The organism is Dyella sp. BiH032 (assembly GCF_031954525.1).
GTDB lineage: Bacteria > Pseudomonadota > Gammaproteobacteria > Xanthomonadales > Rhodanobacteraceae > Dyella_D.
The window spans coordinates 1,882,144-1,901,360 of record NZ_CP134867.1; the positions used below are offsets into that span (position 1 = coordinate 1,882,144).

The window sequence follows — 19,217 nt, forward strand, 5'->3', positions numbered from 1 at the left end:
AACCTACGGTTGGCGATCAGACCAGCCGGAGCCGGTACTGGCAATGTCCCGAAGGTCACTTCCGCGAATCCATTCCCCAAAAACGGACGGGCCCCGCCGAAGCGGGGCCCGTCGCAGTGCGGAAGGGAGCGGAGGCTCAGGCCTCGGCTTCTTCCTTGTACGCATCGACCGGGATGCAGGCGCACATCACGTTCTTGTCGCCGTAGACGTTGTCCACGCGCGCCACCGGCGGCCAGTACTTCTGCAGCTTGAGGCTGGGCAGCGGGAACGCGGCCAGTTCGCGCGGGTAGGCGTGGGTCCACTCGCTGGCCGTCACCGCGGTGGCCGTGTGCGGGGCGTGCCGGAGCGGGTTGTCTTCGCGGTCCAGGCGGCCGTCCTCGATGGCGCGGATCTCGTCGCGGATCTGGATCATGGCGTCGATGAAGCGGTCCAGCTCGTGCTGCGATTCGCTCTCGGTCGGCTCGACCATCAGCGTGCCGGCGACAGGGAAGCTCAGCGTCGGCGCGTGGAAGCCGAAGTCGATGAGGCGCTTGGCCACGTCCTCGGCACTGATGCCGGTGGCGTCCTTGAGCGGGCGCAGGTCCAGGATGCACTCGTGCGCCACCAGGCCGTTGCGGCCGGTGTAGAGCGTTTCGTAGTGCGGCGCCAGGCGCTTGGCGATGTAGTTGGCGTTGAGCAACGCCACCTGGGTCGCCTTGCGCAAGCCCTGCTGGCCCATCAGAGTGATGTACATCCAGCTGATCGGCAGGATCGAGGCCGAGCCGAAGCTGGCCGCCGAGACCATGCCCACCGAGCCTTCGCCGCCGAACGTACGCGGCAGGAACGGGGCGAGATGCGACTTCACCGCGCAGGGGCCGACGCCCGGGCCGCCGCCGCCGTGCGGAATGCAGAAGGTCTTGTGCAGGTTGAGGTGCGAGACGTCCGAACCCCACTTGCCGGGCTTGGCCAGGCCGACCAGCGCGTTCATGTTGGCGCCGTCGGTGTACACCTGGCCGCCGTGCTTGTGCACGATATCGCAGATGGCGACCACGTCTTCCTCGAACACGCCGTGCGTGGAGGGGTAGGTGATCATCAGCGCGGCGAGACGGTCGCTGTACTTCTCGGCCTTGGCGCGGATGTCTTCCAGGTCCACATTGCCGTTGGCGTCGCACTTGGTGACCACCACGGTCATGCCGCACATCTGCGCGGATGCGGGATTGGTGCCGTGCGCGGACTCGGGGATCAGGCACACGTCGCGATGCGCTTCGCCGCGCGAGCGGTGGTAGGCGCGGATCGCCAGCAGGCCGGCGTATTCGCCCTGCGCGCCGGAGTTCGGCTGCAGGCTGACGGCGTCGTAGCCGGTGCACTCCACCAGCATCGCCTCGAGTTCGTCGATGAGCTGCTTGTAGCCCAGTGCCTGATCGGCCGGGGCGAGCGGATGGATGTTGGCGAACTCCGGCCAGGTCACCGGGATCATCTCGGCGGTGGCATTGAGCTTCATGGTGCAGGAGCCGAGCGGGATCATGGTGCGATCCATCGCCAGGTCCTTGTCCGCCAGCGAGCGCATGTAGCGCAGCAGCTCGTGCTCGCTGTGGTGGGTGTTGAACACCGGGTGCTGCAGGAACGCGTCCTTGCGCAGCAGGGCGGCGGGCAGGGCGTCCGGCGTGGCGGCATCCAGTTCGTCGATGTCGCCCAGCTCGGCGCCGAACAGCTCGGCCAGCGCGGCCACGCAGCGGCGCGTGCTGGTCTCGTCGAAGCTGATGCCGATGGCCTGGCCATGGATCTGGCGCAGGTTGATGCCCTTCTCGGCGGCCTTGGCGTGGATGGCGTCGGCATCGACGCCGGTGATGTGCAGCGTATCGAAGAAGTCGCCACCCACGGTCAGGCCGGCCTTGCGCAGCGCGGCGGCCAGGATCGCGGCCAGGCGGTGCGTGCGGCGCGCGATGCGTTGCAGGCCCTCGGGACCGTGGTACACGGCGTACATGCTTGCCATCACCGCCAGCAGCACCTGCGCGGTGCAGATATTGGAGGTGGCCTTCTCGCGGCGGATGTGCTGCTCGCGGGTCTGCAGCGTGAGGCGATAGGCCGCCTTGCCTTCCGCGTCCACCGACACGCCGATCAGGCGACCCGGCATGGAGCGCTTATAGGCATCGCGGCAGGCGAGATAGGCGGCATGCGGGCCGCCGAAGCCGAACGGCACGCCGAAGCGCTGGCTGTTGCCGACGACGATGTCGGCGCCCCAGCTGCCGGGCGAGGCGATCAGGGTGAGCGCGAGCAGGTCGGTGGCCACCGCCACCAGCGCACCGCGCGCGTGCACGGCCTCGGCAACCGCGCGGTAGTCATGGATGCTGCCGTAGGTGTTGGGGTACTGCAGCAGCACGCCGAAGCTGTCCACCGTGGCCGCGTCCGCCGCCGGGCCGACCTGCACGGTGATGCCGACGCCGTCGGCGCGGGTGCGCAGCACTTCGAGCGTCTGCGGGTGCACGTCGTCGGCGACGAAGAACACCTCGCTCTTGGACTTGGCCGAGCGCTTGGCCAGCGTCATCGCCTCGCCCGCGGCGGTGGCTTCGTCCAGCAGCGAGGCGTTGGAGATGTCCATTCCGGTGAGGTCGGTCACCATGGTCTGGAAGTTGATCAGCGCCTCCATGCGGCCCTGCGAGATCTCCGCCTGGTACGGCGTGTAGGCCGTGTACCACGCGGGGTTTTCCAGGATGTTGCGCAGGATGACGTTCGGCGTGTGGGTGCCGTAGTAGCCCTGACCTATGAAGCTCTTGAACACCTTGTTCTTCGACGCGATGGCGCGGATCTTCTTCAGCGCGTCCACTTCGGTCATGGCATCCGGCAGCGCCAGCGGGGCGGCGGACTTGATCTGGGCCGGCACGATGGCGTCGGTCATCGCTTCCAGCGAAGCGTGGCCGACCACGCGCAGCATGTGCGCGATCTCGGCGTCGTTGGGGCCGATGTGCCGTTCGATGAAGGCTTCGTGGTGCTCGAGGTCGCGCAGGGAAGGGGAGGCGTTCTGGGTCATGACGGAGGCGTCCAAGGGTGACGTGCGTGCCGCACGTCAGGCGCCCCTCTGTCCTTTTGCCTGAGAGTTTGGAAGCGCGAGCGCTTCGTGCCCCTTCGGCGCCGGATCTAACCGGTCTCTCCAGAGTTGTTCCGCAAGCGGCGGTGGTATGGGAGCCTGAGCGATTACGGGCGTTGCGCCTTCGGCAGCGGACGTGTCCGCTTCTCCCACCGCGCCTTCAAAGGTGGCGATTATACCCAACCTGCAGGTGGCGGTCCCGCGGGGATTCGCTTCGGCCACTCCAGATGAGGGGGCGCTCTGGCGATGCTGTTTCTACAGGGCGGAAAAGAACTTTCGGGCCTGTCGCGGCCCTGCACTCACGACTCTCACCACTCCGGCCGGCCCCTCTCCCCAGCCCTCTCCCCGGAGGAGAGAGGGAGCGAGGCAGAGGCTTGGCGGAGGGGCGGTTTTAACGAAAACTTGCGCGTTCCCACCGGCGCAGCGGAGTAGCGTGCGCCGCATCCCCCACCGAGGTGTATCTCATGCCCCAGCCCCCGTTCCGCCTGCGCCAGCTCGACCATATCGTGCTGCGCGCCATCGATGCCGCCGCCATGCAGGACTTCTACTGCCGCGTGCTCGGCTGCACGGTGGAGCGGCGGCAGGACGAGATCGGCCTGGTCCAGCTGCGCGCGGGGGCTTCGCTGATCGACCTGGTGACCATGGACGGCAAGCTGGGCCGCGCCGGCGGCGCGGCGCCTGGCCGGGAAGGGCACAACGTGGACCATATCTGCCTGGCGGTGGAGGGCTACGATGAGGCCGCCATCCGCGTCCACCTCGAGGCGCACGGTGTGCGCGTGGGCGACGCCGGTTCGCGCTATGGCGCGGAAGGCGAGGGGCCCTCGCTGTATCTGTACGATCCGCAGGGCAACATGATCGAGCTGAAAGGGCCGCCCGCCCGGGCCTGACGTCCGGCTGGGCACATCGCGTCGGCGGGGTGCGCCATGCGTAGCGAAGAAGATCGGCGAATCTGGCGGGTTCTCGGGCTGGCGGCGCTGGCCTGCGCCCTGGCGGCCTGCGGCGCGCCGGTCCGACGGCTGGCCCCGGCGGCGCACGTCCCTGCCGTGACCCTGGCCACGGCCAGGAGCTGGGCGATGGAGGCCGCGCGGCAATCGTCCGCCGAGCGCGCGGCGCGCGCCTGGCTGCGCTGCGCCGCGGACGCGTATCGCGTGGCGGCCGACGCCGGTCCGCGCGCGGAAGATGCGCTGGCGCTGGACACGCAATGCACGGGCCGGTTGCTCGATATCCTGCTGGCCACCGAGCCGATGCGCTGGACCCGCCGTACGCTCGACGTCGGCGGCCTTCCGCTGGACGTGGAGCTGCGCGGGCTGTCGCCGGGCCTGGCCGGCCCGCCCGCGTTCGAGCGCGCCGATCGCATCCCGGTGTCCGACCTGGCCTTCGGCCAGCGCTTCGCCACCAACGGCTTCGGCGTGGCGCTGGTCGCTTCCACGCCCCGTTGCAACGGCTCGCCCCAGTGCCGCCTGATTCCTCCGGAAGGGGTCACCCGTGCCGCCGTGGCCTGGGTCGAGGCCGACACAGAGGGCGTGCCGCGCCTGGTTTTCGCCGATCCATTGGCGCTCGGCAGCGTGACGGTCGGCGGCCGCGCCTACGCCCTGTCGCAGGACACCACCGCGCCGTACGCCATGCTGGCGGACGCGTCGCAGCTCAAGCAGCTGGCGATCCGCAACCTGCTGGTCAACGGCAAGGACATCGGGATGCGGCAGGGCGTGTATCTGCTGGAGGACTACGACCCGGACAAGATCCCCATCGTGATGCTGCACGGCCTGGGCGGCAGCCCGCTGGTGTGGACGCGCCTGACCAACCGCATCCAGGGCACACCGGCGCTGCGGGCGCGCTATCAAGTGTGGCATGTGGTCTACCAGACCAATGCGCCGGTGCTCGTGTCGCGCCTGCGGGTGCAGGGCTTCCTGGACGAAGCCTGGGCCGCGCTGGATCCGGGCGGCCAGGCGCCCGCGCGCAGGCATGTGGTGCTGGTGGGGCACAGCATGGGCGGCGTGATCGCGCGGCTGCTCGCCGCCGACAGCGGCGATGCCATCTGGCAGGCCGCGTTTGCGGTCCCGGCTGATGAAGTGCACGGCGATCCGGCGGACCTTTCTACCGTGCGCAAGCTGTTCTACTTCGCTCCGTATCCCGGCGTGGATACCGCGTTCTTCCTGGCTTCGCCGCACCACGGCAGTCCCGCCGCCGGCGACTTCCTCGGCCGGCTGGCGCTGCGCGTGGTGAAGTCCAGCGGCTTCGAATTGGACGCGCTGGCGAACCTGGTGAAGAACGACGCCCAGGCGTTCCGGCCGGAAGTGCTGCGCAGCTATCGCGAGCGCGGCCTCACCAGCATCAGCACGCTTCGTACCGATCAGCCGGTGAGCCGCGCCGCCTGGGCGCTGTTGCCGGCACCGGGCATCCGCTACTACACCATCGCCGGAAGCCTGCCCGGCGAAGCGGTACCCGGCGATGGCGTGGTGCCGCTGGAGAGCGCCTTCCTGCCCGGCGCGGTATCCACCACGACGGTGACGTCGGGGCATCGCGTGTATCGCAGCGACGAAGCCATCAACCTCATCGTCAAAGTGCTGGGGGAATCGTTGTAGGCCGAATCGGCATCGCGCCCGACCCAAGCCAGGCCGGCGCAGGCATCACGCAGGCGGCTTGCGCGATGCGATGGCGAAGCGGTTCCCTCCGCTGATCGCCACCACCAGCAGCGTGAGATCGGTCAGTTCTTCCGGCGAAAAGCGCGGTTGCACTGACGCGGAGGGCGCAGGCAAGCGGCGCTCACAGCTGACTCATGCCGCCGTCGACAATGATCTCGGTGCCGACGATGAAGGCCGATTCGCGCGAGGCGAGGTGCAGGACGGTGGTGGCCAGCTCCTCGGACGTGCCGAAGCGGCCCAGCGGCACCTGGCCCTGGATCTGCGCGGCCGTGCTTTCCAGCGTTGCCGCATCCAGGCCCAGTTTGCCGTACAGCGGGGTGCCGATCGGGCCGGGGCTGACCACGTTCACGCGGATGCCTAGCGGCAGCAGTTCGCCCGACAGCGTCTTGGCGAGCGAAATCAGCGCGGCCTTGCTGGCGGCATACACCGACGATGCCGGCATGCCGATATGCGCGTTGATCGAGCCGTTGAGCACGATGGACGCGCCCTGGTTGAGCAGCGGCAGCAAGGCCTGGATCTGGAAGTAGGCACCTTTGACGTTGATGTCGAACATGTCGTCCCAGAAGTTCTCCTGCACATCGGCGAACGGGGCGAAGCGGGCGACGCCGGCGTTGACGAAGACCGCGTCCAGCCGCACAGCCTGCCCCGCGAGCGTGGCGGCGAGTTCGCGTGCGGCGGCGACGTTACCGGCGTCGCTGCGGATGGCGAGCGTGCCGGGGCCGATATCGGCGGCGGCTTTCTCCAGCGCAGCGGCGTCGCGGCCGGTAACGATCACGCGCGCGCCCTCGGCGGCGAATGCCTTGGCGGCGGCAAGGCCGATGCCGCTGCTGCCGCCGGTGACAAGTACGGTCTGGTTGGCGAAACGTTTCATGGTGGTCTCCAGGTGGGTGTTTGATCTGGAACGTATGCTGCGCCCGCCGCGGCCGGGAGCCGTGCCGTCTTTTCGACGAAGATGTGCGACGCATCCGCACGAGTCGGCCGGGCGGTAGAAGCCACCGTGCAACCTTTGCCGTAGCATCGCCAGACATCGCACGCACCGGGAATTTCCATGCTGTCGGACGACGAGCTGGCCTTGCTTGAAGCCATCCGCGAAAGCGGCAGTCTGTCGCGTGCCGCCGCGCGGCTGGGCAAGGCGCCTTCCACGGTGTCGCACGCGGCCCGGCAACTGGAGGCACGCTTCGATGCGCTGCTGTTCGACCGCCGCCGCTATCGCCTGCAGCTCACCCCGGCAGGACAACTGCTGGCGCAGGAAGCGGCGCGGCTGACGCTGGAATCCGCGCGCCTGAGCCGCCGCGTGAAACAAGTGGCGGGCGGATGGGAGGACCGGTTGTGGATCGTCACCGACGAACTTCTGGAATTCGCCACGCTGCTGCCGGTGATCCGCGCGTTCGACGCACTGGCTTCGGGCGTCAGCCTGCGCGTCACCCACGAGGTGCTCGGTGGCACCTGGGAAGCCCTGCGCGATGGCCGTGCGGACGTCGTGGTCGGGGCGACCAACGAGCCGCCTTCCATGCCCAACCTGCGTTGGCGCGAGCTGGGAGCCATGGAATGGGTGTTCGCCGTATCGCCGCGGCACCCGCTGGCGAAGGCGAAGGAACCGCTGGGACGCGACGCGATCCTGGCCCACCGGGCTGTGGTGGTGGCCGATACCTCGCGCCTGTCGCCGGGGCGCGCCTATGGCGTGCAGGGTGGCCAGCAGGTGCTGGCGGTGCCGAGCATGCAGGCCAAGATCATGGCGCAGCGCGAAGGCCTGGGCGTGGGCTGGTTGCCAAAGCAGCGCGTGGCTTCGCTGCTCAAGCGCGGCGAGCTGGTCGCCAGGCGCACCGCCGATCCGCGCGAGCCGAACGTGCTCTACGTCGCCTGGCGTGGCGATCACGAAGGACGCGCGCTGGCATGGTGGCTGGAACAGTTCGCGCAGCCGCGGTTGGCGAAGCGGCTGGTGGATGGGGTGGACGCGTTCGCCGATTGACGGCGAAGGACGGTGCCTGGTGCCTGGCGTGTGCAGCTCGCATCAGCCGGGCAACCACTCCAATCCCATGGACCTGAACTCCTGCGGCGCTATCCCGTACGCGCGGCGGAACGCGCGCGTGAAGTCGGAGTGGCTGCCGAAACCCAGACTCGACGCGAGGTTCGTCACCGCCACAGCAGGCGGGCGCGCCAGGGCTTCGGCGGCTTCGCGCAGGCGGCAGTTGCGGATGTAGGCATAGATGCCGCCCTCGTGCTCGAACATCCGGTACAGCGTGGGCCGGGCCAGCGGGAAGATGCTCAGGATCTTGTCGGGCGTGAGTTCCGCCGAATAGAGGTTGTCCTGCACATAGCGCCGGATGCGCCCAAGCATGGCCGCGCGGGCGACCGTGCGGACGCTGTCGCTCAGCCGTCGCTGCTTCTGGAAGGCGGCCAGGATCAGCTGGACGCAGATGCGCAACTGCGCGGCGGCGGCGGTGTCGCTCATCGCAGGCAGGTCGCGGTAGAGCATCGCTAGGTGATCGCGCAGCAGGGCGGCAAGCGGCGTGGTGTAGGCGACTACGCGGCCGTGGATCGACTCGGCGTCGGGAATCGCCGCCTCCACCACGGCGCGCGGCAGGAAGAACGCCAGCACGCGGGCCCGGGTGGGGCGTTTCATATGCATGGTCTGGCTCATGTCCAGTGCCAGGATGCCCGGGGTGAACTGCGTCGATTTTTGCGGTGCACCGCCCGTGACGGTTTCGGCGATGCCCTCGACGGTCACGTGGAAGACGTAGTCGCGCAGGCTGTCGCGGGAGATGCGCGCACCGGTGCGCAGCTGCGACATCGGATCGGTGCGGCTGTCCAGATAGATCATGTCCGGCAGCGCATAGGTATCGATCTCGCCGCGGAAACCGTTGGCTACCTGCGTGCGCGACAGCGGCACTTCGAGGATGCGGCCGACGTAATCGCTCCAGGCCAGCATCTGCAGCGCGGTCGCTTCGTTCGCCACGCTGAAGTGCTGGCGGACGAGCGGCGACGAATCGGCGCCGGCCCACGCGGCATGCAGGTAAGCGTCCTTGTCATGATGGCTGGCCAGGGCCTGCCGCATGGTGTCGGAGTAAGCGCGATCGAAATGCGGCGATCCCACGGTGGCGTCCTGTTCGCATGCCGGGCGGCGCGCGCCGCGAGCCGGGCACGTCCCCCTGTTTCCACGGCCCGGCGCGTTCGTCCGCGGGCCGTCCCCGATTCCCGCGGCCGACTATACAAAGGCCCTGTGCACGGCGTGTGGACTCGCCCAGGCGCGAGGCACGAAGCGGCTCCCCATGGACATGCTGTCCTTGGCAGCTATTTGGATTCGCCCGGGTAAGCGGGCTGGTCCGGCGCGAGCCCAAGGCAAGAAAGCGGCTTGACCGTGCGTCTCACTTTTCGGCCGGAGGGCTTCTGCCGGATACCGGCCTCCTTATGCTGAGGCCGATATGCACACGGAGTCGGCCGGCGAGGAGCCCGTTGCGATGGACGAGCCGGCCGATGTCGCGCGTTGCATGTTCCAAGGACCGAAACGCAACGTTCTCCAGGGGGAATTCACATGAGTACGCCGTCGTTGCGACCCACTGAGTCGCATCTCCTGCATTTCAGCCTGCCCGCTTCGGAAGCCGAGCAGGCATTGACTTTGAACGTATGCCTGCAGCGCTACCCACTGCAGCGACATACCGCGCAAACGCGCCTGGAAGCGCGCAGGGCGCATGGCTTCCTGCGCCACGCATCCGATGAGGAACTGAGCCATTACGCCGACGTGCCCTTGCCCAGCGACGCGGTGGCGCTGATGGAGGTGACACGACCGGTCGAGGTCGATGGCGTCATGGCCGAGCACACCGTTCATATGGGCATCCATGTGCCACGCGCCGGCATGCGCAAGGCCGTGGACCATCTTCGCCGGCGCGCCACGCCACTGTGGGATGTCCATCCGAAGCTGGCGCGGTTCGCTCACTTGCTGAAGGCCGATGGCGACACCGTCGATCCGTACCCCGACGACATCGATGCATGGCAGACACCGTTCGAGTCGGCGGTGTCGCTGCTGTTCATGCACCCGGACATTCTTTATCTCGATGGCAAGAACGGCCAGGACGACAAGCCCGGCTACATTCTGGATGCCTGCGTACGGACCGCCCTGATGCGCACCGGTGAGCTGGTGGATGCGATCCAGACCCTGGGCGATCGATGGGCCAGGACCGAGCGCGCCGTCGGCCCCGACGGCAAGCCGCTGTTCGATCACGAGGGCAAGGAGGTATTCACCCGTATCGTCCATCCTTCCGTTCGCCGCGCCATCGGCGGCACGCTGGCGCTCGCGGTCAAGCTGGTGAAGGATGACGAGTTCCTGCGCGAGGTGAAATGGTCGCAGCAGTACGGCGAACCCACCAACGGATACCAGGCCAAGGCAGCGGATGGCACGGCGCCGCATTCGGTCGTGCTGGGCGAGGCGGACGCAGTAGCCGTTTCGACGTCATTTGGCGCCGGCCCCTATCGCTGGGCGCTGGCCAACCGCACGCCGGGCAGCGGCCTGACGATCGAGTCGGAGCTGAAGTACGACGGCCCGAAGGCGAAAGAAGAGTTCAGCACCAAAGACATCTGGATGAGCACCGATCCCGGCGCTACGGCGCTGACGCCCGATCTGGTCAAGGATCTGCTCGCCGGACGCGTGTTCGTGCAGCTGTCCACGCCGGCGCATCCCACCGGCGTATTGCGCGCGCAGCTGTCGCCGGTCGGCAAGGTGGAAGACGGCAAGGACGTCAAGTTCGAGGCTGTCTTCAGCGGAGCCTCGGCGGTGCCGCCGGTGGAGAGCGGAGCGTCCGCCAGCGGCACGTTCCAGCTCAACGACCTGCGCACGGCGCTGACGTTCGCCATCACCGGCCGGCAGCTGGGCAGTTCGCCCAGCGGCGTGCTGGGCATCGGCGCGGTGGGAGAGCGCGGCAAGGCGGTGCGGCCCTTCAGCATCGTGGACGACAGTGGCCATGGCACGTTGACGCTGTCGTGCCGCAACCATTGGTTGCGGCATCTTTCCGCCTGCGTCCGCTATATGGACGGCGACGGCAAGGTGATCGCGCCGAAGGACTGGTCCGAGAAGATCCCCGCCGGCCTGCGCCCCATCTTCCAGCAGGATGCCAACACCAAGTTCCTCGAAGTGATCCCGCCCGTGCGAACGGTATTCGCCATCCCATTGGAGGCGGACACGACCCGCGTCTCGATTCCCGTGCCGCAGGACGCGCGCTCGATCCAGGTGTATTTCGGCGGCCTGGGCAGCGGCGGCAGCTACGATCCGGCGACCTGTCCGATCGGCCTGACCTTGACCGTCGTGGTCGAAATGGCGGTGCCGCTGGTCCTGCTGATCGCAGGCACGGCGGTGTCCAATTCCGAGCCGATGCTCAAGCTGATCGCGAACAAGCCGGTGCTGTTCGCGGTGTGCGCGGTGGCCGGTTTCCTGGTCGCGGGCGGTTCGGCGACCTATATCGGCACATCGCAGGACCCGTCCGGGGCGTTCAAGGACGTGGCGGTCATGCTGGGGCCCATGCTGCTGTCGCCGGCCACGGCGCTGGGCCAGTACCTGCTGCAGAAATATGCCGAGGGCATGGCCGCGCGCGCGGTGCCGTTCTTCAACGTGTTCACCACCGTGGTCAGCGCGGCGGTGACGGCGGCGCAGTTGGCGCAGACCAGCATCGAGGTGGCGTCGTCGCCATGGGTGTTCCACGCGGAGATCACGCGCGCCATCGACCTGGCGGTCACGCTGGTGCCGGACCACAACTATCACCGTTTCCCGGACCTGGCGACATATTACGAAGTGAGTGTGGTCTACGACAAGGGAGCGACGCTGCCCAAGCAGACCTTCAAGCTGGAGAACGGGCCGCCTTGGAGCAAGCCGATCAAGGTGACCTTCGATAAGGTGCCCGCCGGCGGGCGGCTCAAGGTCTATGTGTTCTTCTACGCGGCGAACGGCTGGCAGGCCGGCCAGGGCGAGACGCCGTGGATCGAAGCCAAGGGCACGCACGACGCGACCCTGGTCATCGACGGCCTGGAGATCGTCACCAACGAGGTGCCGCTGAGCAAGACGTCGGTGTACTCGCATGCTTCCAAGATCGCCTACGATCCGGCCGCGCGCGGCTATTACTGGCTGGCGACCAAGACGCCGCCCACGGCCACTGCGCTCACGCCATCGCCGCATCAGGGGAAGGCGATCCAGCGATGGCTTTCGATCACCACGGCCCAGCGGCCGGCGATGATGGCCTACAGCTGGCAGGCGACCGGGCTCAATCAGCCGCTCGACGACGTGGCCACGGCGCCGACCAATCAGTCCATGTACACGATGCAGAACCTGTCCACCCTGGAAGGGCCGGGCAGCGCCTATGCGCGGCCGCCGGTGGGCTTCAACAATGCGCCGGGCGTGTTCTACGACGTGGCGAGCCCGCAGGACGGCAGCGGCCGCAACTTTTTCGCCGACTCCAGCCGGGGCGATTTCCACGTCGAGCGGAGTCCGGCCGGAGGCATGCACCTGCGCCGCATGGCGCTGACCTATGGCGGCAAGCCCCCGGCCTTCGCCACGCGCAGCAATGAGAGCTGGGGGCGCTTTCCCCTGCCGATGGACCGGTACATCCTGCACCCGCAGGGCATCGTGCTCGGCATCAACTACAGCACGCACAAGATCTATATCCTGCCGTTGCCGAAAGCGCCGACCACGGATGACAAAGCGCCGATCGCGACGATGGCGGCGGGCGAGGGCCTGCGCGAAGGCATGCTCAACGGGCCACGCGCGATCGCGACGGGCCTGGACGGCCGCGTGCTGATCCTCGAAGGCGGGAATCACCGCGTCCAGGCCTTCGACATCGAAGGCAAGCCCGTGGCCTATTTCAAGAATCCTCGCGGCGGCGCCAAGCTCTCCACGATGGCGTTGCACGAGCCGGAGAAATCGATCTACCTCGATCTCGCGGTGGAGGCCAAGGGTTACCTGTACGTGCTGCGGTATCGCGACACGGCTCATGCGGACAACTACATGGTCGACATCTATGAGCCGGACGGCACGTTCCTGGTGTCCACGCCGCGGGTGGCGGCCGACAAGATCACGGTGGATCTGTTGCGTAACATGTTCACGCTCAACTACGAAGTGATCCTCGGCAAGGATGGGCGCACCGAGCCGTCGGTGAGCCTGTGGATCCCGCCAGCGCCATCCACGTGAGCGGTGCGGGCATGGGGGGCATTGAAGCAGGGGACGCCGGGATGGCTCCCCTGGGCGACTTTCCGTTCCAGTTCGTCGGCAAGTACAGGCTGTCACTGCAGGTGACGCCGAACCGGCAGTATCTGGCCGGCGACAAGGGAAGCCCGGCTCTGAGTTTCACCACCGAGCCGGGGAAGGCGGTCGTGCTCGCGCTGTATGCCGTGCCATCCGCCGGAGAACGCGATCAGGGCGTGATCTTGCAGGTCACGCACGACGCGGTGCCGATCCCCGGCGGCTTCATCGGGGTGCCCGGGGTAGCGGACGCTGTGTACGCGCTTACCACTGTCGATTACCGCAACGCGACCGTGTTCGGCATGCAGATGCCCGCGCAGGGAGGGATCCGGCTGCGGCACCGCAAAGCCGACCGCTACCTGATGGGGGTGATGTCCAGGTCGGGAATGACGCTGTGGCTGCCGCCGCAGGGGTTCTTCGACGAACAGCCGTGGCAGCTCGACCCGATCCAGCTGTGGAACCACCAGACCATGGAGAACGCGGATCTCCGCTACGTGAGGGGGCTGAAGCAGCTTTGCCGGAAAGGCCTGTCGTTCGCCGGCGCGCACCTGCTCCAGGCCGATTTCGCCGGCGCGAAGCTCAACGACTGCAACTTCCGCGGCGCACATTGCGAAGCCACGGGCTTTATCGGTGCGGATCTCGGCGGCGCGGACTTCACCGGAGCCAACGTCGCGCGTGCCCAATTCAGCGGCGTGCAAGCCGTTGAAGCCAAATTTCCCCATGTCAGGTTCACCAAGGAGAGCTTCGATCCCCGCTACGGCTCGCCTTCGTTCGAGAAGGCGACGCTCAGCTCCGCGATATTCGACGGCTGCGATCTGAGCGGCGCGAAGTTCGTCGGTGCGAAGCTCGACAAGGCCAGCTTGCAGAACGCCAAGCTGCGCGGCACCGACCTGGGCAAGGCGGACCTCGCGGAGGCGCGGCTCGATGGCGCCGATGCGGGCGGCGCGATATTCGCCAAGAGCAGCATGACGAGCGCCAAGCTCGCGAAGGCCAGCCTCGCCGGCGCGAATTTCAGGGAAGCCGTCCTCACCAGGGCATGCTTCGAGGACGCGAAGTTCGCCTTGCCCGCATCGATCGACAAGAAAGCCGATTTCACGAGCGCCGTACTGTATGAGATCGATTTCTGTGGCTGCGATCTGCGCTATGCCACGATTCCCGTGCGACCGGAGTTCCACAAGGATCCCGCTGCCAAGCCGGGCGACGGAACGCGGCGCGCCTTGTTTCGCCGTGCCCATCTGCCGCTTGCGGTCATCGGCGAAACGAACTGGCGCATGCTGGACTTGACGGAAGCCGTGATCGATGGCCGCCCGCGGACCATGAAGAATTTCTGTGCGGAGTACACCATCTTCCCCGACGACTTTGCGTTGCCCGAGCAGATGGATCTGACCGGTGCCAATTTCAGCTTTGCGCGCATGGTGCGTATCAAGCTGCACAACGCGATATCGGACGTTGGGCCCAACTTCACGGAGGCGGACCTGCGCCGGGCGGAATTGCCAGGAGCGTTTCTCGATGAAGCGATCTTCAGCAGAGCCATTCTGCACGGAGTCAATCTCTCGAATGCGAGCCTCAGCTATGCCAAGTTCGATTCGGCACGGCTGGATTCCATCACGGACAAGGAGGGCGGATCCACGTTGTCCATCCGCGCGAATCTGAGCTATGCCGTGCTGGTCAACGCCGACTTCTCGCGTGCCTATCTGGACAAGGGCACCGAGAGCACGCATGGCGCCAATCTGGGTGGAGTCCGGTTCTATGGCAACAACGCAACGGTGACCGAGGCCACGCTCAATGGCGCCGACTTCAGCGGGGCCTATCTGGGGGGACTGAATTTCAGCGGGGCCAAAGCGATGGATAGCGTTATCTTCGCAATGGCCTGCCTGGTCAACTGCAAGTTCAACGGTGTGTACATGCGCCAGGCGCAGTTGAACGGCGCGTGCCTGCTGGGCGCCGATTTCACGGAAGCCAAGCTCGACGGCGCCTCCATGGCCAAGGCCCTGATCGCCGATACGCCGCCGAGCGGGGTGGAGAACCGGCTCACGGTGATCGGAGTCGGCGGTGGGCTGACTCTCCAATATGGCCGCACCCAGATCTCAAGCAAGGCCACCAGCCGGGAAACCACTTGTCCGTCCGGCGTGAATGGGCCGTGCGAGGAAGCGCAGTGGCAACGAGTCACGGGGCCCAAGGAATGGGTTTATCAATCGAGAGGCGCTTAAGAGACTTGCCGAGTTTCGCGAGGCGTCGGCGGAGCCAGTTCGCCGGTGCCGTCTTGATGCCGGCCGTGTCGATGCGGGTTGAGCGCACGCAGAGGTCGCTTCGAAAAGATGAGCCGTGCCCGTTCGGCAGGGAAGGACCGAGCGCGTGGCCGGACCCCGAAAACGACGAAGCCCGCATCGCTGCGGGCTTCGTCTATCATTGGTGCCCAGGAGAGGACTCGAACCTCCACGGTTTTACCCGCTAGTACCTGAAACTAGTGCGTCTACCAATTCCGCCACCTGGGCAGGTGTCCCGCGCTTCGCGAAGCGAGCTGCGTGAGCCGCGTAGATTAGGGATGGGGCTAAGAGTTGTCAACTATTCTTTCACCGCTTTTTCATCGCGCCGCGTCATGACCGACGGCGGCGCTCTCATCAAGGCCAATAAGTGACCAGAAAAAACCAGGACAAGCCGGCCGGTGCCGGCCGCAAGAACAACCGCCGCCAGGGTGCGCCCGCCCCGGAGGCCCCGGCGCCGCGCAAGCGCGCGATCCCGCCTTCCAAACCGGGCAAGGCCGCGGCGGCGCACGATCCTCACGCCGAACGCGAGGCCCAGCGTTACGAGCGTCCCATCCCGAGCCGCGAAGCGATCCTCGCCCTGCTGGCCGAGCGCGGCGAACTGCTGACCGAGGCGCGCATCGCCGAGGCCCTCCAGCTGCATGACGAATACGATCTGCACGCGCTGCGCAAGCGCCTGGGCGCGATGGTGCGCGACGGGCAGCTGCTGCTCGGCCGGCGCGGCGGCTACGCGCCTACCAACAAGCTGGACCTGATCCCGGGCCAGGTGATCGCGAACGCCGAGGGCTACGGTTTCCTCCGCCCCGACAACGGCGAGGATGACCTCTACCTTTCGCCCCAGCAGATGCGCCAGGTGCTGCATGGCGACCGCGCGCTGGTGAGCGTGGTCGGCCTGGACCGGCGCGGCCGCAAGCAGGGTGCCATCGTCGAAGTGCTGCAGCGGCGTTCGCCGCGGCTGGTCGGCCGCGTGGTGGTGGAGAACGGCGTCACCATGGTGGTGCCGGACGACCGTCGCCTGCATCAGGACATCCTGGTCAAGCCCGGCCAGGAACAGGGCGCGCGCAACGGCCAGATTGTGGTGGCCGAGATCACCGATCCGCCCACGCCTTACCGCGGGCCGATGGGCTCCATCCTCGCGGTGCTGGGCGAACGCCTGGAGCCGTCGCTGCTGGTGGAGATGGCGATCGCCAGCTACGACCTGCCGCGCGAATGGCCGGCCGATGTGATCCGCGCGGCGGAGCAGGTCGAGCCGAAGGTGACGGCCGCCGAGCGCGAGGGCAGGGTGGACCTGCGCGCGCTGCCGCTGGTGACCATCGACGGCGCCGACGCACGTGACTTCGACGACGCGGTCTACGCGGAACCGAAGCGCGGCGGCGGTTACCGCCTGGTGGTGGCGATTGCCGACGTGTCCCATTACGTGCGCGTGGACAGCGCGCTGGACCGCGAGGGCTACGAACGCAGCACGTCCACCTACTTCCCCGGCTTCGTCGTGCCGATGCTGCCTGAGACGCTGTCCAACGGCATCTGCTCGCTCAACCCCAAGGTCGAGCGCCTGTGCATGGTGTGCGACATGACCGTGGATACGGAAGGCGAGGTCACCCGCTCGAAGTTCTACAGCGCGGTGATGTACTCGCACGCGCGCTGCACCTATGACCGCGTGTGGCAGGCCATCGGCCTGAATGACCCGGATGCCCGCCAGGAGCTGGCGGACGTGCTGCCGCAGCTGGAGAACCTGCACGGTCTCTACAAGCTGCTGGCCGCGCAGCGCCGGCGCCGCGGCGCAATCGACTTCGAGACGCCCGAGGTGAAGTTCCGCCTCGACAATACCGGCGACGTCGTATCGATGGGCGCCACGCAGCGCAACGATGCGCACAAACTGATCGAGGAATGCATGATCGCCGCCAACGTACAGGCGGCGAAGTTCCTGGAGAAGAAGCGCATTCCGGCGCTGTTCCGCGCGCACGAGCCGCCGCCGGAAGAGAAGTACGAGGACGTGCAGCAGTTCCTGCGCGAGTTCAAACTGCGCATGCCCCCGCTGGAGGACGTGACGCCCGGTGATTTCGCCGACCTGTTGCGCATGGTGCAGGATCGCCCCGAGCGCGAACTGGTGCAGTCCGTGCTGCTTCGCGCGCAGAGCCTCGCCGCCTACCAGCCGGAGAACCGCGGCCATTTCGGCCTGGCGCTGGATGCGTACGCGCACTTCACCTCGCCGATCCGCCGCTATCCGGACCTGCTGGTACACCGCGCGATCCGCTACGCGCTAGAGGGCGGCAAGCCAGCGGACTACGTCTACAGCCCCGGGAAGATGGCGGCCATGGCCGTGCACTGCTCGCAGCGCGAGCGCCGTGCGGAAGAAGCCGAGCGCGACGTGGACGAGCGCTTCAAGTGCGCCTGGATGTCCAAGCACGTCGGCAGCGAGTTCGAGGGCACCGTCACCGGCGTGACCTCGTTCGGGTTGTTCGTGGAGCTGACCGAGTCGAAGGTATCCGGGCTGGTGCACATCAGCCAGCTGTCCAACGACTATTACCACTTCGATCCGATCAGGCATCTGCTGAAGGGCGAGCGCAGCGGCGCGCAGTTCCGCCTGGGCGACCACGTGCGCGTGCAGGTGCTGCGCGCCAGCCTGGAGGACCGCAAGATCGATTTCCGCCTGGTGAACAAGGGCGAGGCTTCTGCGCCGCCGCCGCGTCCGGCCCGCGCCTACGACTACGCGCAGGCCGGGGAGCGTTATTCGTTGCCCAAGCTGCCGCGGGTCCAGGGGCACAATCCCGCGTCGGCGCGCGATAATGCGCGCGATGCGGCGCCGCCGTCCCGCAAGGCGGGCGGCGCCAAGGCGAAAACCACCGGCGGCGCCAGACCCCCGCAAGGCAAGGGCGGCGCGCCGGGCAAGGGCGGACGGGCGTCCGGCAAGCCCCGGCCCGGCAAAGGCAAAGGCAAGCGATGAGCGAGAGTTGGATCGTCGGGATCAACCCGATCGAAGGCGCGTTGAGCAACGACGCCGAGCGCGTGCGGGAGCTGCTGGTCGAGAACGGCCAGCGCAACGCGCGCGTGCATGAGCTGGCGGAGCGTGCGAAGGCGCTGCGCATTCCGGTACACCATCGACCGCGCGAGCAGCTGGACAAGCTCGCCGGCGAAGCGCGCCACCAGGGCGTGGCGGCGCGCTATGAGGCGCCGCCGATGGCCCACGAGAACGATCTGCCCGACCTGCTTGCGCAGGCGGGGCCGGATGCGCTGGTGCTGGTGCTGGACGGCGTCACCGATCCGCACAATCTCGGCGCCTGCCTGCGCAGCGCGGCGGCGGCGAAGGCCACCGCCGTGGTCGTGCCGAAGGATCGCGCCGTGGGGCTCACGCCGGTAGTGCGCCGCGCCTCGGCCGGTGGCGCCGACCGCGTACCGCTGGTAGCCGCCACGAACCTGGCGCGCGCGCTGCGGACGCTGAAGGATGCCGGCGTGTGGATCACCGGCCTGGCCGGCGATACCGACACCTCCATCTACGACATCGACCTGAAGGGGCCCGTGGCGCTGGTGCTGGGCAGCGAGGGCGAGGGCATGCGCCGCCTTACGCGCGAGACCTGCGATTTCGTCGCGAAGATCCCCATGCCGGGGCCGATGGAAAGCCTCAACGTTTCCGTCGCCACGGGTGTCGTGCTGTTCGAAGCCCTGCGTCAAAGGAGTGCGAAGCGATGAATATCCTGTGGCATGACTGGGCTGGCTACGTCGGCGTGGCCCTGGTGCTGCTGGCCTTCCTGCTGCTGCAGGCGCGCAAGCTGCACGGCAACGGACTGGTCTACCAATTGATGAACGTGCTGGGGGCGGTCGGCGTGATGCTGTCGCTGCTGTTCGGCAACTTCAATGCGTCGGCTTTCGTGATGCAGGTGGCGTGGCTGGTGATCGGCATCTATGGCATCGCCAACAGCGCGCGCGTGCGCCGCGAGCTGCGCGACGTGGAGCGCAGGATCACCAGCTGAACGATGGGTCAGGAGCCGCTGGTTCCGTCTTGGTAGCATGACGGGCTTCCGGCGCCTGCC

At 67.5% G+C, this 19,217-nt stretch carries 12 protein-coding genes, 1 tRNA gene and 2 riboswitches; of the genes, 8 read left to right on the forward strand and 5 right to left on the reverse strand.

Features of this window, described 5'->3' with window-relative positions; translation table 11 throughout:
* Positions 1-136 precede the first annotated feature (136 nt).
* The gene (gene gcvP / locus RKE25_RS08315; RefSeq protein ID WP_311841771.1) at positions 137-3,007 is read right to left on the reverse strand and encodes an aminomethyl-transferring glycine dehydrogenase; all 2,871 of its coding nucleotides are present in this window, start codon (positions 3,005-3,007) and stop codon (positions 137-139) included.
* A gap of 38 nt (positions 3,008-3,045) precedes the next feature.
* A riboswitch (glycine riboswitch) is annotated at positions 3,046-3,141 on the reverse strand.
* Positions 3,142-3,226: riboswitch (glycine riboswitch) on the reverse strand.
* 302 nt (positions 3,227-3,528) lie between these two features.
* Here gcvP and RKE25_RS08320 point away from each other — a divergent pair.
* Complete coding sequence (locus tag RKE25_RS08320; RefSeq protein WP_311841772.1) at positions 3,529-3,951, forward strand: VOC family protein; 423 nt, start codon at positions 3,529-3,531, stop codon at positions 3,949-3,951.
* A gap of 36 nt (positions 3,952-3,987) precedes the next feature.
* Entirely contained in the window at positions 3,988-5,646 is a 1,659-nt protein-coding gene (locus RKE25_RS08325) for an alpha/beta fold hydrolase (protein ID WP_311841773.1), read from the forward strand.
* Between the two features lie 45 nt (positions 5,647-5,691).
* Here the strand turns inward: RKE25_RS08325 and RKE25_RS08330 are convergent, their stop codons facing one another.
* Both RKE25_RS08330 and RKE25_RS08335 read right to left on the reverse strand, forming a co-directional pair.
* Positions 5,692-5,820, reverse strand: a complete 129-nt coding sequence (locus tag RKE25_RS08330; protein WP_311841774.1) for a hypothetical protein — start codon at positions 5,818-5,820, stop codon at positions 5,692-5,694.
* A gap of 7 nt (positions 5,821-5,827) precedes the next feature.
* The gene (locus RKE25_RS08335; RefSeq protein WP_311841775.1) at positions 5,828-6,577 is read right to left on the reverse strand and encodes an SDR family oxidoreductase; all 750 of its coding nucleotides are present in this window, start codon (positions 6,575-6,577) and stop codon (positions 5,828-5,830) included.
* Positions 6,578-6,754: 177 nt separating this feature from the next.
* Between RKE25_RS08335 and RKE25_RS08340 the strand changes: the two genes are divergently transcribed.
* On the forward strand, positions 6,755-7,675 hold the full coding sequence (locus RKE25_RS08340) for a LysR family transcriptional regulator (RefSeq protein ID WP_311841776.1): 921 nt from the start codon (positions 6,755-6,757) through the stop codon (positions 7,673-7,675).
* Positions 7,676-7,717: 42 nt separating this feature from the next.
* On the opposite strand, the gene RKE25_RS08345 is transcribed toward RKE25_RS08340, so the two are convergent.
* On the reverse strand, positions 7,718-8,800 hold the full coding sequence (locus RKE25_RS08345; RefSeq protein ID WP_311841777.1) for a helix-turn-helix domain-containing protein: 1,083 nt from the start codon (positions 8,798-8,800) through the stop codon (positions 7,718-7,720).
* A gap of 438 nt (positions 8,801-9,238) precedes the next feature.
* On the opposite strand from RKE25_RS08345, the gene RKE25_RS08350 reads away from it, so the two are divergent.
* Together RKE25_RS08350 and RKE25_RS08355 are read left to right on the forward strand one after the other, a co-directional pair.
* The gene (locus tag RKE25_RS08350) at positions 9,239-12,874 is read left to right on the forward strand and encodes a hypothetical protein (protein ID WP_311841778.1); all 3,636 of its coding nucleotides are present in this window, start codon (positions 9,239-9,241) and stop codon (positions 12,872-12,874) included.
* The gene (locus RKE25_RS08355) at positions 12,847-15,135 is read left to right on the forward strand and encodes a pentapeptide repeat-containing protein (protein ID WP_311841779.1); all 2,289 of its coding nucleotides are present in this window, start codon (positions 12,847-12,849) and stop codon (positions 15,133-15,135) included. The genes RKE25_RS08350 and RKE25_RS08355 overlap by 28 nt, the downstream gene beginning before the upstream one ends.
* A 200-nt stretch (positions 15,136-15,335) precedes the next feature.
* Here RKE25_RS08355 and RKE25_RS08360 read toward each other — a convergent pair.
* A tRNA-Leu gene (locus RKE25_RS08360) sits at positions 15,336-15,420 on the reverse strand.
* A gap of 241 nt (positions 15,421-15,661) precedes the next feature.
* Between RKE25_RS08360 and rnr the strand changes: the two genes are divergently transcribed.
* The 3 genes from rnr to RKE25_RS08375 are packed head-to-tail and all read left to right on the forward strand — an operon-like array spanning position 15,662 to position 19,157.
* The gene (gene rnr / locus RKE25_RS08365; RefSeq protein ID WP_311842357.1) at positions 15,662-18,133 is read left to right on the forward strand and encodes a ribonuclease R; all 2,472 of its coding nucleotides are present in this window, start codon (positions 15,662-15,664) and stop codon (positions 18,131-18,133) included.
* The gene (gene rlmB, locus RKE25_RS08370) at positions 18,130-18,876 is read left to right on the forward strand and encodes a 23S rRNA (guanosine(2251)-2'-O)-methyltransferase RlmB (RefSeq protein ID WP_311841780.1); all 747 of its coding nucleotides are present in this window, start codon (positions 18,130-18,132) and stop codon (positions 18,874-18,876) included. Before rnr ends, rlmB begins: the two co-directional genes overlap by 4 nt.
* Complete coding sequence (locus RKE25_RS08375) at positions 18,873-19,157, forward strand: hypothetical protein (protein ID WP_311841781.1); 285 nt, start codon at positions 18,873-18,875, stop codon at positions 19,155-19,157. The genes rlmB and RKE25_RS08375 overlap by 4 nt, the downstream gene beginning before the upstream one ends.
* Positions 19,158-19,217 lie beyond the last annotated feature (60 nt).

Excerpts from the sequence above, each read along its gene's own strand:
- gcvP (WP_311841771.1), bottom strand. The coding sequence starts at position 3,007 with ATGACCCAGAACGCCTCCCCTTCCCTGCGCGACCTCGAGCACCACGAA.
- RKE25_RS08320 (WP_311841772.1), top strand. The coding sequence starts at position 3,529 with ATGCCCCAGCCCCCGTTCCGCCTGCGCCAGCTCGACCATATCGTGCTG.
- RKE25_RS08325 (WP_311841773.1), top strand. The coding sequence starts at position 3,988 with ATGCGTAGCGAAGAAGATCGGCGAATCTGGCGGGTTCTCGGGCTGGCG.
- RKE25_RS08335 (WP_311841775.1), bottom strand. The coding sequence starts at position 6,577 with ATGAAACGTTTCGCCAACCAGACCGTACTTGTCACCGGCGGCAGCAGC.
- RKE25_RS08340 (WP_311841776.1), top strand. The coding sequence starts at position 6,755 with ATGCTGTCGGACGACGAGCTGGCCTTGCTTGAAGCCATCCGCGAAAGC.
- RKE25_RS08350 (WP_311841778.1), top strand. The coding sequence starts at position 9,239 with ATGAGTACGCCGTCGTTGCGACCCACTGAGTCGCATCTCCTGCATTTC.
- rlmB (WP_311841780.1), top strand. The coding sequence starts at position 18,130 with ATGAGCGAGAGTTGGATCGTCGGGATCAACCCGATCGAAGGCGCGTTG.
- RKE25_RS08375 (WP_311841781.1), top strand. The coding sequence starts at position 18,873 with ATGAATATCCTGTGGCATGACTGGGCTGGCTACGTCGGCGTGGCCCTG.